Below are 12,110 nucleotides of genomic sequence, written 5' to 3'. Positions count from 1 at the left end.
GACAAGGCGATCAAGGAGCTGTTCCCGGAGAACAAGCACCTGCACCGCTGGATCGACATGGCCGGCGAGCGCATCGCGTTCGAGGGTCTCCCGGCGCGTATCTGCTGGCTGGGTTACGGCGAGCGTCACCTGGCGGGTCTGAAGTTCAACGAGATGGTCGCCAGCGGCGAGCTGTCCGCCCCGATCGCCATCGGCCGCGACCACCTCGACTCGGGTTCGGTGGCTTCCCCGTACCGCGAGACCGAGGCCATGAAGGACGGCTCGGACGCGATCGCCGACTGGCCGCTGCTGAACGCCCTGGTCAACACCGCCTCCGGTGCCTCCTGGGTCTCCATCCACCACGGCGGTGGCGTGGGCATGGGCCGCTCCATCCACGCCGGTCAGGTCTGCGTCGCGGACGGCACCGAGCTGGCCGCGCAGAAGATCGAGCGCGTCCTCACCAACGACCCCGGCATGGGTGTCATCCGTCACGTCGACGCCGGCTACGAGTACGCGGCCGAGGTCGCTGCCGAGCGTGGCGTCCGCGTCCCGATGACGGAGCAGGACGCCTGATCTGACGGCATCTCACGGCCGGGTTCGACCCCGGCCGTGCCGAACACGGCGACGCCGCGTTCGTCGGCTTCCGCAGCGACGAACGTGTGCGCCGCGACCAGGGGCGGCAGGGTGCGTGCGGTGAACGGCCCGGAAGCGTGGCGCGGTGGCGCCGGCTTCCATGGCTGTGCCGCACCCCGCTGTGGCCCTGGACGTGGGAGACATCGAGGTGGCCGAGGCGATCTGAAGTCCGGACAACGGCGTCCGGGCGCGACGATCACCTCGCTCGCCGGCCGGGACCACCTTGTGGTGGTCCTGCCGGCGGCCGCGAAGTCACCCACAGCAGCTATCTCGGACCGGCCTCGTCGCGTGCCCGGCGCGACGAAGGCCGGCCCGGGGTGCTGAATCTCGACGCGCAGCTTGACCTGCGCGCCGACGTCCGCCGTGTGACGGACGTCGTACCCATGACGCACGGCGTGTTCCGGTGCCCTCCTGGCGCACCGGCTCCTGACCGCCGTGAGCCCGATAGTGCGTCGGGCGTGACCTGGGCGCGGGGAGCACGGTGGGCCCTCAACCACCCGCTCCCCGCGCTCAATCACCAAGAGCAGGTCGCCAGGCTGTGAGAGCAAGGACAGCCGCAGCCTGGCGACCGAAAAAAGTCCCGTGTCCGGGCCGATGACTTTCCGGCCCGGACCCGGTCACCCGAGGTGTACCTGCCCCCGTCGGGAAGGAGGCGCGGAATGCGCACTCTGGCGATCACCCAGAACATCACCGCGGACGGCCGCGTCGAGATGATCACGGACTGGTTCGACCCGCAGGGACACGGCCGGACGGACATGGCCGACGTACTGGAAGAGAGCCACAGGCAGGACGGCGAGGCCGACGCGCTGCTTCTCGGGCGGCGCACCTTCCAGGACTTCCGCGCCTACTGGCCCCACCGGTCCGACGACACCACCGGCATTTCCGCCTACCTGGACCGGGTGCGGAAGTACGTGGTGTCCGGCACGCTCGAGGATCCCGGGTGGGAGAACTCGACGGTGCTCCCCGGCGACGCGGTCAAGGAGGTCACCGCGCTGAAGGAGCAGGCAGGCGGCAAGGACATCGTGGTCACCGGCAGCATCACGCTGGCCCACACGCTGATCGAGGCGGGACTCGTCGACGAGTACCGCCTCTTCGTGTACCCGGTCGTCCAAGGCTGCGGCCGCCGCCTCTTCCCCGACGGCTACGAGGTCCCACGCCTGCGGCTCCTGGAATCGAAGACCTTTCGCAGCGGGATCGTGCTGCTGCGCTACGCCCCGGCGTGACGAGCACTGCCCCTCCGCGTCAGTCGGTCACGGAGACCAGCGCGATCGTGACGTTGTCCGGGCCGCCCGCCTCCATCGCGGCCCGCCACAGCTCGAAGACCGCGCGCCCGCCGTCGTGCATCTGCAGCACCTCGTCGATCCGCTCGTCCGGTACGGGGTCGGTGAGGCCGTCGGTGCAGACGACCATCCGCTTGCCCGGCGTGAGCGGCGAGACGCTGACGTGGGGCGTGATCGGGCTGTATTTCGGGGCGCCGCCGAGCGACTGCGTGACGATCGACGTGGTGCGCCGGCCCGGGGGCGGCGCGGGACTGTCGTCCACGCTCATCTGGTGGAGCGGCGCGTCAGCCTCGGCCGTGCCCTCGTCGGCCGGATGGGCCGGTCCGACGTCGAGCACCCGGCTGTCGCCGACGTTGAACACGAGGAACTCACCTTCGAGGACCACGACACCCGCGACCGTCGTCCCCATCGTCGACAGCGCCGGGTCGCTGTCGGCCGCCGCGTACACGGCGTGATTGCACAGGTCCAGAGCGGCACGCACGGTGTCCTCGTTGTCCAGCGTCGGCCCGAACGCGGCCAGACGGCGGGCGACGAGACTGCTCGCCACGTCGCCGGCCGGCTGCCCGCCCATGCCGTCCGCGACCGCGACGACGAGGGGATGGCCGAACGGGAACACCAGCGTCTGCGGGTTCTCCGTCACCGTTCCGCACAGCGTCCACGGGCCGACGACCAGGCTGTCCTCGTTGTGGTCGCGCACGAGTCCCGTGTGGCTCAGGGCCGTGACCGTGATGTAGGGCATGGCTGAGGCCGCCTCTCCGCGACGGAGTGCTTCGTCCGCACCCCCCATTGTCGCGCCGCGGGCCGGATCGGGCCGGGCGCGCCCCGACTTGCGCGACGCCGCGAACGGAGTTAGCCCGGAAGTGGCGGAGACTTCTCCGAGATGGGGCGAGTACGGTGCGGTTCACCGATCGTACGGAGGCCGGGCGGCGACTGGCCGCGGCGCTGGGACACCTGCGGGGGGAGGCACCGGTCGTCCTCGGGCTGCCGCGCGGCGGCGTCCCGGTGGCCTATGAGGTGGCGAGCGCGCTGGGCGCGCCGCTCGACGTGATCGTGGTCCGCAAACTCGGCGTCCCCTACCAGCCGGAACTGGCCTTCGGCGCGATCGGCGAGGGCGGTGTGCGGGTCCTCAACGACGACATCGTGCGCCACTGCGGGATAGACCCGGACCACATCGCCGCCGTCGAACGGACGGAGCGCCAGGAGCTGGAGCGGCGCGCCCGGCGCTTCCGCGGCGGACGGCCTCCGGCGGCGGGCGACGCCCGTACGGTCATCGTGGTGGACGACGGAATCGCCACCGGCGCCACCGCGGCGGCCGCGTGCCAGGTCGTACGGGCACGGGGCGCCGCCCACGTGGTGCTCGCGGTGCCGGTCGCGCCGCCCGACGCGGTGCACCGGCTGAGCGGTGTCGCGGACGAGGTGGTGTGTCTGTCCGCACCGCCCCTGTTCGGTTCCGTCGGCGAGTGGTACCTCGACTTCGCGCAGACCACGGACGAGGAAGTGGCCGCGTGTCTGGCGCGGGCGGCGGCGGGCGCGGGACATGCCCGGCGGGCGGCGGACGTGACCGCGGTCGAGGTGCTGGCCGACGGGGTGCGACTGGCCGGGGATCTCGCGCCGCCCGAAGGCGCCGCGGGCATCGTGATGTTCGCCCACGGTTCGGGCAGCAGCCGGCACAGCCCGCGTAACCGTGCGGTCGCCACGGTGCTTCAGGAAGCAGGGCTCGGCACGCTGCTGTTCGACCTGCTGACTCCGGCGGAGGAAATGGACCGGGGGAACGTGTTCGACATCGGCGCCCTCGCCGACAGGCTTGCGGGAGCGACGCGTTGGCTCCGCGAACGTGAGCCGGCGCGCATCGGCTACTTCGGCGCCAGTACGGGCGCGGCGGCCGCGCTCCAGGCGGCCGCGGCTGACGCGGACATCGGTGCCGTGGTGTCCAGGGGCGGGCGGCCCGATCTCGCCGGCCCGCACCTCGGTGACGTACGCGCTCCGACCCTGCTCATCGTGGGCGGGGCCGATATGCGGGTGCTCGAACTCAACCGACTGGCGCAGGCCCGACTCCGGTGCGAGAACCTGCTGGAGGTCGTGCCCGGAGCCACGCATCTCTTCGAGGAACCGGGAGCGCTCGAACGGGTCGCGGAGCTGGCGCGGTCGTGGTTCGTGGCGCATCTGACGGCGGGGAGCGATGCATCTGGGGCTGCGGGCCGGCCACGGGCGAGCCACTAGAGGGGTGCGGGTGGGCCCGGGTGCCCGGGTGTGCCGGTGATGTGTGCGGGTGGGTCCGCGCGCGCTACAAAAGTCGTGTGGGTGGGCCTGGTGTGCCGTGATGTGTGCGGATGGGTCCGGGCGCCCCGCGCCGCGCCCGGACCCACCAACTCCCGCTGCCTGACTAGCCGTTGCCCACCGCGAAACGCATCAGCGCCCGCTCGTCCCCCTGCTTGATCTTCCCCGTCTCGTTCAGCACCTGGAGCTTCCAACTGCCGTTGATCCGGACGGCCTTGGCGACGCGGCAGCCGTTGTCGTTGGTCAGCAGGCTCGGCCAGATGTCGGCGACCTGCTGCGAACTGCCGCCGGTCGCGTCGTACACCTTGAAGCTGATGTTCCGCGCCTTCTGGAAGGAGCTGGACCGCTTGTAGGCGGCGGCCACGAAGACGATCGACGTGATGTTGGCCGGGATGCGGGCGAACTCGACGGTCACGGTCTCGTCGTCACCGTCGCCGCGGCCAGTCTGGTTGTCGCCGCTGTGCACCAAGGAGCCGTTGCCCAGCGGGTCGAGGGAGTCGAGGCCCGCGAGCCGCACGGGGTCGGCGCCCTGCAGGGCGATGGCGATCAGGTCGAGATCGGTGCCGGCTTTCTGGCGAAGCTTGCCCAGCAGCCCGCCGCTGCTGCCGACGGTGGGGTCCCAGGACACCCCGATGGACAGGTGGGTCACACCGTCGAGATCTGCCGGTCCGTCTTCCTTGGTGAGCGTGATCATGTGAATTCCTCGCGATGATTGAGTGCAACCCCTGAAGTCTGCCGGTAGCGCTGTCCGCTTGACACACCCGGTCCGGAATTGGGGCCTTGCCTTCCGCGTTACCGGGGCTCGATGCCCGTGTGCGCGAGGAATGTCGCGCCGCCCTGGACCGCTCCGCCGCGCGCCAGGGCGGCGCTCCGAATGGTTCGGCAGGGTCAGACGATGTCCTTCTCGTGCGGGACGACGACCCCGTACAGGTCGGCGATCGTCGCGAGCGCGCTGTAGTACACCTGGCGCGAGTCGATGTCCGTGCCCGCCACCGGCAGCGACCGGGTGGCCGTCGCGTCGGCCGCGACCGTGGGACGGTTGCCGCGCAGGAACGCGCCCTGCGCCGTGAACGCCACGCACATGTGCGTCATCCAGCCCGCGATGACGACGTCCTGTCCTTCGGGCACGTGCTGGTCCAGGTCGGTGCCGTGGAACGAGTTCGGCGCCTCCTTCACGACGACCGGCTCGCCCTCGACCGGCGCGACCCGGGGGTGGATCTGCCCGATCTCAGCCCGGATGTCGTAAGGAGTGCCCTCGCCACCGTCGTGCATGACGTGCACGACCTTCGTGCCCGCCTCACGGGCCCGCTGGAGCAGCCGCGCGGCGGCTTCCAGCGACTCCTCCCAGCCGTCGAGCTCCATCACACCCTGGGTGTAGGTGTTCTGAAAGTCGATCAGGATCAACGTCGAGTCGGCCAGCTTCGCGGGAGTGTCGTCGAGGCCGTTGAGCTCGCGCAGCGTCGTTCGGGACATGGAGGTACCGCCTTCGGGAATCGCCTGGTCGCCATCGGATATCGGCGGCCCAAACCGTGTGCCGGGCCGCGTGCTCCACGCTAGGACCCGCCTCGCGTGTCGGCAATGACGCCTAACATGCAGATACCGACATGCCGACACCGGAACGGGGAAACACGTGCGGGACACCGGACGACTCATCGTCATCGTGCTCTTCAAGGGCGTCGACCTGCTCGACGTCACCGGGCCACCGGAAGTGTTCTCCCTGGCCCGGCGCGAGAGCGAGGACGCCGCGAACTACCGTGTGGTCCTCGCCGCCGAGACCATGGACCCCGTCACCACCGGTGCCGGAGTCCGCATTCTCCCCGACATCACCTTCGAGGAGGTGGCGACGGCCGGGATCGACACCCTCGTCGTGCCCGGCTCGGTCGAGGTGGACGGCGAACACCGCGTCACCGCCCTCGTCGACCCCGCGCTCGTCACCTGGGTGAAGAAACTCGCGGGCCGCACGCGCAGAGTCACCTCCGTGTGTGTCGGCGCACACCTGCTCGCCGCCGCCGGACTCCTCGACGGCAAACGAGCCACCACCCACTGGTCCACCGCACGCCAACTCGCCGCGGAACACCCCCTGGTGGAGGTCGACGCCGACCCGATCTTCATCCGCGAGGGCAACGTGTGGACCGGCGCCGGCATCAGCGCCTGCCTCGACCTGTCGCTCGCGCTCATCGCGGAAGACCTCGGAGAGCCCGTCGCGCTACGTGTCGCCCGCCAACTGGTGATGTACCTGAAGCGGCCGAGCGGCCAGAGCCAGTTCAGCGTCCCCCTGGAACAGGTCTCCACGACCCGCCGCATCGAGGACCTCCGCCACCACATCATGCGCAACATCGGCGAACCGCTCACCGTCGCCGACCTCGCCGCGTTCGCCCACGTCAGCGACCGCCACCTCACCCGCGTCTTCAAGACCGAACTGGGCACGACTCCGCACGCGTACATCGAGTCCGTCCGCGTCGAGAAGGCACGCCACGACCTCGAATCCTCCGACGCCACCCTCGAACGCATCGCGTCGACCTGCGGTTTCGGAACGACGGACACGCTGGTACGGGCGTTCCGCCGGCAACTGGACACGACACCCACGGAGTACCGGCGCCGGTTCAGGGCCACGTGATGCAGCCACCGGTCATGTGGACGACGGCGAGGGGTGGGGGGAGTGGTGATCGAGTTGGCTGGTGTCCGGTCGCGGGAGACCATGGTCGGTAGTGATCCGTAAGCCGCTCGACGTGTCCGTCCGTGGTCTCCGTCCGTGATGTGCGTCCGTGATGTCTGTACGTGACGAGGAGCGACCGTGCTGCTGCGAAAGCTGACCGACGAGATCGAGGGCCTGCGAGGGCTCGACTGCGTCGCCCGCGGGGCCGCCGGAGTGGTGTCGCGGGTCACGCGCCCCGACGTGATCAAGAACGCGCTCTCGGGCACCTGGCTGGGACACCCGTTGCACCCGATGCTGACGGACGTGCCCATCGGCGCCTGGAGCATGGCATCCGTCCTCGATGTGACCGCGGGCAGAGCCGGGGCAGCGTCCGCTCGCCGACTGGTCGGCGTCGGGCTCATCGCCTCGGTGCCGGCGGCCTGGACGGGCGCGTCCGACTGGTCCGACACCTACGGCGCACCCCGTCGGGTCGGCCTCGTGCACGCACTCCTGAACGTGACCGCGTCCGGTATGCAGCTGGCATCGCTGTGCGCACGGCGGAGGGGACGGCGCGGGGTGGGGATGCTGCTCACCGGCGCCGGACTGTGCGTCACGGGGTGTTCCGCGTACCTGGGCGGGCACTTGTCGCTGGTCAGGGGAGTGGGCGTCAACCACACGGCGTTCCAGGGAACGGTTGACGAATGGACCGACGTCGCTGCGGAGTCCGACGTCGTCGACGACGGGCCCTTCCGGACCACGGCCGGCGGCGTGCCGGTGATGATCGTCCGGCACCGCGGCGCGCTGTACGCGCTCTCGGCCACCTGCACCCATGCCGGAGGCCCGCTCGACGAGGGTGAGGTCGTCCGCGACAGTTGCATCCGCTGCCCCTGGCACGGGAGCGAATTCCGCCTCAAGGACGGCCGGGTGACCCGTGGTCCGGCGGCCGTCGACGAACCCCGCTGGGACGTGAAGGCAGACGGCGGCCGTGTCTACGTGAAGTCGGCGACCAGGTGACCCGGTGACGGTGGGCCGGCCCCGCGCGTCAGGGTGCGTTGGTAGCGAAGAAGAGCACATGCGTCCCGTACACGAACGAGAACATCGCCACGGACGCGACGAGTACGACCGCGGTGCGTGGCCGTGCCCGCGTCAGGGCGATCGCGGCCGGGATCAGCAGGGGGAAGGCCGGCAGCAGGAAGCGCGGCTTGCACGCGTAGAACTTCGTGCCGCCGATCGCGATGATCACGAGCACCAGCGCGTAGACGAACACCGGCAGCGACGGCCGGTCCAGGGCGAACAGCACCAGCGCGACCAGCCCGACGAGCACGACCGCGGCGCCCATGTAGTACGTGAGATGCGCGGGCGTGCCCCGGTCCATGAACACGTGCTTGAGGAACTCGAGTTGGCCCGCTCCGAAGTCGAAGCGGGAACCCCAGTTGCTCTGGATCCTGAAGTACCCGAACAGCTTGCCCGCGCGCTGGCCCACCCACGCGACGTACCCAAGCCAGCCCAGCGGCGCGATGGCCGCCCCTGTCCAGACGCGCCAGTCGCGACGGGCGTCCCCGCTGCGCCACAGGAGCAGCGCGGCGCCGACGAGGACGGCCGTGGCGACGGCGAGCCCGTTGGGCCGCGTCAGCCCGGCCAGCATCGCCAGGAAGCCGGCCCACAGCCAGCGCCGTCTGAGCACGGCGTGGAGCGAGAACGCGGCAAGCGCGGTCAGCAGTGACTCGCTGTACGCCATGGTCTCGACGATGGCGTGCGGGAGCAGGCCCCACAGGAGCACCAGGGCGACGGCGACCCGGCGGCGGTACAGCCGCTCACCGACCAGGTAGATCCCGACGGCCGCCGCCCCGGCCGAGAGCCACGCCACGGCGAGTCCGGCCGTCACGGTGCCCACGGGCAGGACCGTGGCGACGGCCCGCTCCAGCGCGGGGTACAGAGGGAAGAACGCCATGTCGTTGTACGACAGGCCGGGCGTCCGGGAGACGACCACGGTGCCGTAGCCGTGCTGGGCGATGCCCATGTACCACTTGCTGTCCCACGAGGCGCCCAGGCTCGTCCACAACTGCTCCAACGGCCTGTTCGTCCATACGGCGACCAGGGCCGCCAGGACGAGACCGGTCAGGCGTGCGGCCGCGTACAGCGCGAGCGCCGGAGCGGCCCTGCGCAGAGCGCCCCGCACACGGCGCGGCAAAGGGGCTCGGCGTTCTTGTTGTGGGAGGGGCGGTGCCACCGCGATCCCAGTAGGCAAAGGTCCCTCCACCTCCACAGTGGGCATGACGAACTGCCGCGAGCAGTGACGGTCGGTCCGACGGCCCGCGGTTCGATCGTGTGGGGCTTCCGCGTGGTGTGCGAGCGGAGATGGGCCGGATGGGTGCAGCGCATTCCGACGTGCGCCCTGGGGTGGGCCGATTGGGGGGGCTATGGCCGTCGAATGTCTCGCGCGCTGCCTTCACGTACGCCGGCCGATGCCGGCTCGGGTTGTTCCTCCGGAAGAGCCGGCAGCGCCTTGAACACCCATGTCCGGTACGACCAGAAGCGGAAGAGCGTGGCGACGCCGATTCCCAGGAACTTGAAAATGTTGCTCTGCAGGGTGCTGTCCCAGCCGAACCCGTACGTCGCCACGTAAAGAATGCTGTTCTCGATGACGAGGCCGATGGCGCTGAAGGCCAGGAAGAGGGAGATCTCCTTGGTGTGCTGCGGCGACTTCCGGTCACGGTAGGTGAAATACCGGAAGCCCACGTAGTTGAATGCGATCGAGATGAGGGTTGCGATGACACTGGCCCTGACCACCGGAAAGTGACCGAAATGCCGGAGGAGATTGAACGCTGCGATGTTGACAAAGACTCCCGCACCGCCGACCGCGCCGAACTTGACGATTTCTTTCGCCAGGCCCATGGCATGGGAATGTGAGGGGTGGTCTTTCTCCATATTCGTCAACCTCCGTGGTTCGGCGGTCAACAACGGTGCTCAATCGTGCGTAACAACGATGCGGGATCCGGCGGGGTTCGGCAATTTGCGGCTCGGCGAGAGCGAGGAATTGCCGTGGGCATGGCGGAAATCGGTTGAGGTGCGGAGGCCCGTCAAGTTGCAGAAGCCCGACTAGTTGCGGAAGCCCGTCGAGTTGCGGAAGCGTGTTGAGAAGTGGCCGCCCATCGGCCAGAGTCCCTGGGTATGGAGTTCTTCTGCCACCACCGTGACCGGCCCGGCTCGCGCCCCTTGCGTGACAAGCTGATCGAGGACCACTTGTCGTACATGGACCGGTACGCGACGGAGATGATCGCGCGCGGTCCGAGCTTCGCCGACGACGGGGTCACCATCACCGGCAGCACCCACATCCTCGACCTGCCGGACGCCGCGGCCGCCCGCGCGTTCGCCTTCGACGAGCCCAACTACCAGGCCGGTGTCTACCGGGACGTGCTGCTGCGCCGGTACCGCAACCTGCTGGGGCGCACCATGTGGGACTTCCCCGGTATCCGGACCGACCGCAACCGCTACCTGGTGATCGGCCTCGGCAGCCCGGGACAGCCCGCCGACCTCGACGTCCCGCCGTCCGCCAAGGACGACCTGATCGCGTACGGACCGCTGCTGGCCGACGACGGCGTCACCTGGCTCGGCACGGCGGCGATGATCCAGGCCCCCGACCCGGAAACGGCATGTGCCCTGCTGACCGCGGACCGGTACGCGGCCGTCGAGGTGCACACGTGGTGGCCCGGCGGCCGGCCCCTCCCGTAGCCGTCGCGGCCGTAGCCGTCGCGACCGTGGCGGGCGTGACCGTGGCGGTCGCCAGGGAAGCCGTCCGCCCGTCGGCTCAGGGAAGGATCGAGTCGATGTACCCCCCGTCGACCCGCACCGCGCCACCCGTCGTCGCGGAGGCCAGGTCCGAGCTGAGGTAGACGACGAGGTTGGCGATCTCCTCGGGTTCGATCAGCCGCTGGAGCAGGGACTGGGGGCGGTGCTCGCGCATGAACACTCTCTGCGCCTCGTCCCACGGCAGGTCCTTGTCCACCAACTGGTAGACGAAGTCCTCGACGCCGCCCGTGTGCGTGGGGCCCGCGAGGACGGAGTTGACGGTGACGCCCGTCCCCGCGGCCTCCTTGGCGAAGCCGCGGCTCACCGAGAGCAGCGCCGTCTTGGACATCCCGTAATGGATCATCTCGGCCGGGACGACCACCGCCGAGTCGCTCGCGATGTACTGGACACGGCCCCAGCCGCGCGCCGTCATGCCCGGCAGATACGCGCGGGTCAGCCGGATCCCCGCCAGGACGTTCACCTCGAAGTAGAGGCGCCACTCGTCGTCGCCGATCTCCATGGCGGGCTTGGCGCCGAAGATGCCCAGGTTGTTCACCAGGATGTCGACGTCGGGCATCAACTCCACGGCCCGCGCGGCGCCTTCCTCCGTACCGAGATCCGCCGCCACCGGCACGAACTTCGCCCCGGGCACCTTGGCCGTCAGATTCGCGATCGCCTCGTCCACCCGCGCCTCGGTGCGGCCGCTGACGCCGACCTGGGCACCCGCCTTCGCGAGCCCTTCGGCGATGGCGGCGCCGATGCCCTGCGTGGATCCGGTGACGAGGGCCGTACGCCCTTCGAGATTCAGCTGCACGAAGACTCTCCCTGACGCAGTCGTGTACGACGTAGCCGTGTACGAGGACGTGTGATCGTCCACTCGCTGAACTCGGCGGAATGATCGGGAGTTCCGAGCGCCGAGATCCGGCCGGCTATTCACACCAACGAGTGAATTACTGAATGGATGTCCGTCTGCTCGGCCGGGGCGTGCGGTGTGCTGGTCGCGTGCGTCGGCCAGGGGGGCCGCCGGAAACTGGGGGAGCACATGCGGGTCTTCGTGTTGTGCGCATGGCTGGTGACGGCGGCGCTGGGCAGCTATCTCGCCACGGTGTGGATCAGGAACGGAGGGCTGCGCCAGCGCACGCCCGGCGTGACCCGACTGCCGCTGTGGCTCGTGCTGGGACACGTCGTCCTTGCGGTCGGTGGGCTTGCCGCCTGGACGGTCTTTCTGCTGGGGGAGGCGCGGAGTTCGGCCTGGGCGGCGTGCGCCGTCGTCCTCGTCGTCGCCGCGCTCGGCTTCACGATGCTGCTGCGCTGGCTGCCCAGTTCCGGACGGCACTCCCAGGCGGGGACGGCGGAGCGGCACTTCCCCCTCACGGCGGTCGTCGCGCACGGGATGAGCGCGGGAGCGACCGTGCTGCTCGTCGTCCTGGTGGTGATACGCCGTATGTGACGCGGGTGTTCAGGGGGAGCGGGCCGTCGGTCGCCGGCCACCCGAGTCAGGCGCTCGGCCACCCGAG

At 70.0% G+C, this 12,110-nt stretch carries 12 protein-coding genes and 1 pseudogene; 7 read left to right on the top strand and 6 right to left on the bottom strand.

From position 1 onward, the window contains the following. Nucleotides 1-552, top strand: a pseudogene (locus ABZ893_RS35745) (urocanate hydratase); the annotation flags it as partial. A 719-nt stretch (nt 553-1,271) separates the two neighbouring features. Then, nucleotides 1,272-1,835: a dihydrofolate reductase family protein gene (locus ABZ893_RS35740; protein WP_361412475.1), complete on the top strand. Its 564-nt coding sequence runs from the start codon at nt 1,272-1,274 to the stop codon at nt 1,833-1,835. A gap of 19 nt (nt 1,836-1,854) precedes the next feature. Here the strand turns inward: ABZ893_RS35740 and ABZ893_RS35735 are convergent, their stop codons facing one another. Then, nucleotides 1,855-2,631 (bottom strand): PP2C family serine/threonine-protein phosphatase, encoded by a 777-nt coding sequence (locus tag ABZ893_RS35735; RefSeq protein WP_361412473.1) that lies wholly within the window; start codon nt 2,629-2,631, stop codon nt 1,855-1,857. Between the two features lie 155 nt (nt 2,632-2,786). Here ABZ893_RS35735 and ABZ893_RS35730 point away from each other — a divergent pair, with 155 nt between their 5' ends. Further along, nucleotides 2,787-4,112, top strand: coding sequence for a phosphoribosyltransferase family protein (locus ABZ893_RS35730; protein ID WP_361412471.1), 1,326 nt, complete (start codon nt 2,787-2,789; stop codon nt 4,110-4,112). Nucleotides 4,113-4,275: 163 nt separating this feature from the next. Here the strand turns inward: ABZ893_RS35730 and ABZ893_RS35725 are convergent, their stop codons facing one another. Together ABZ893_RS35725 and ABZ893_RS35720 are read right to left on the bottom strand one after the other, a co-directional pair. Beyond that, complete coding sequence (locus tag ABZ893_RS35725; RefSeq protein WP_361412469.1) at nt 4,276-4,863, bottom strand: TerD family protein; 588 nt, start codon at nt 4,861-4,863, stop codon at nt 4,276-4,278. A gap of 194 nt (nt 4,864-5,057) precedes the next feature. Beyond that, a complete protein-coding gene (locus ABZ893_RS35720) occupies nt 5,058-5,642 on the bottom strand; it encodes a cysteine hydrolase family protein (RefSeq protein ID WP_361412467.1) in 585 nt (194 codons plus the stop codon). A 157-nt stretch (nt 5,643-5,799) separates the two neighbouring features. On the opposite strand from ABZ893_RS35720, the gene ABZ893_RS35715 reads away from it, so the two are divergent. Both ABZ893_RS35715 and ABZ893_RS35710 read left to right on the top strand, forming a co-directional pair. Beyond that, entirely contained in the window at nt 5,800-6,786 is a 987-nt protein-coding gene (locus ABZ893_RS35715) for a DJ-1/PfpI family protein (RefSeq protein WP_361412465.1), read from the top strand. A gap of 177 nt (nt 6,787-6,963) precedes the next feature. Further along, nucleotides 6,964-7,818, top strand: coding sequence for a Rieske (2Fe-2S) protein (locus ABZ893_RS35710; protein ID WP_361412463.1), 855 nt, complete (start codon nt 6,964-6,966; stop codon nt 7,816-7,818). A gap of 28 nt (nt 7,819-7,846) precedes the next feature. Here ABZ893_RS35710 and ABZ893_RS35705 read toward each other — a convergent pair whose 3' ends face one another. After that, on the bottom strand, nt 7,847-8,983 hold the full coding sequence (locus ABZ893_RS35705) for a hypothetical protein (RefSeq protein ID WP_361412461.1): 1,137 nt from the start codon (nt 8,981-8,983) through the stop codon (nt 7,847-7,849). Nucleotides 8,984-9,222: 239 nt separating this feature from the next. After that, a complete protein-coding gene (locus ABZ893_RS35700; protein WP_361412459.1) occupies nt 9,223-9,732 on the bottom strand; it encodes a GtrA family protein in 510 nt (169 codons plus the stop codon). 243 nt (nt 9,733-9,975) lie between these two features. On the opposite strand from ABZ893_RS35700, the gene ABZ893_RS35695 reads away from it, so the two are divergent. Beyond that, entirely contained in the window at nt 9,976-10,536 is a 561-nt protein-coding gene (locus ABZ893_RS35695; RefSeq protein ID WP_361412457.1) for a YciI family protein, read from the top strand. 76 nt (nt 10,537-10,612) lie between these two features. Here ABZ893_RS35695 and ABZ893_RS35690 read toward each other — a convergent pair whose 3' ends face one another. After that, nucleotides 10,613-11,407 carry an SDR family oxidoreductase gene (locus tag ABZ893_RS35690; protein ID WP_361412455.1) on the bottom strand — a complete coding sequence of 265 codons (795 nt, stop codon included), beginning with the start codon at nt 11,405-11,407 and terminating at the stop codon, nt 10,613-10,615. 228 nt (nt 11,408-11,635) lie between these two features. On the opposite strand from ABZ893_RS35690, the gene ABZ893_RS35685 reads away from it, so the two are divergent. Beyond that, nucleotides 11,636-12,043, top strand: a complete 408-nt coding sequence (locus ABZ893_RS35685) for a hypothetical protein (RefSeq protein ID WP_361412453.1) — start codon at nt 11,636-11,638, stop codon at nt 12,041-12,043. Nucleotides 12,044-12,110 lie beyond the last annotated feature (67 nt).

This window comes from Streptomyces sp. NPDC046821 (genome assembly GCF_040645335.1).
Classification (GTDB): Bacteria; Actinomycetota; Actinomycetes; order Streptomycetales; family Streptomycetaceae; genus Streptomyces.
Note: the sequence above shows the minus strand (reverse complement) of the source record. Positions and strands in the feature narration are given on the sequence as shown.

Excerpts from the sequence above, each read along its gene's own strand:
- ABZ893_RS35685 (WP_361412453.1), top strand. The coding sequence starts at position 11,636 with ATGCGGGTCTTCGTGTTGTGCGCATGGCTGGTGACGGCGGCGCTGGGC.
- ABZ893_RS35700 (WP_361412459.1), bottom strand. The coding sequence starts at position 9,732 with ATGGAGAAAGACCACCCCTCACATTCCCATGCCATGGGCCTGGCGAAA.
- ABZ893_RS35720 (WP_361412467.1), bottom strand. The coding sequence starts at position 5,642 with ATGTCCCGAACGACGCTGCGCGAGCTCAACGGCCTCGACGACACTCCC.
- ABZ893_RS35695 (WP_361412457.1), top strand. The coding sequence starts at position 9,976 with ATGGAGTTCTTCTGCCACCACCGTGACCGGCCCGGCTCGCGCCCCTTG.
- ABZ893_RS35725 (WP_361412469.1), bottom strand. The coding sequence starts at position 4,863 with ATGATCACGCTCACCAAGGAAGACGGACCGGCAGATCTCGACGGTGTG.
- ABZ893_RS35735 (WP_361412473.1), bottom strand. The coding sequence starts at position 2,631 with ATGCCCTACATCACGGTCACGGCCCTGAGCCACACGGGACTCGTGCGC.
- ABZ893_RS35740 (WP_361412475.1), top strand. The coding sequence starts at position 1,272 with ATGCGCACTCTGGCGATCACCCAGAACATCACCGCGGACGGCCGCGTC.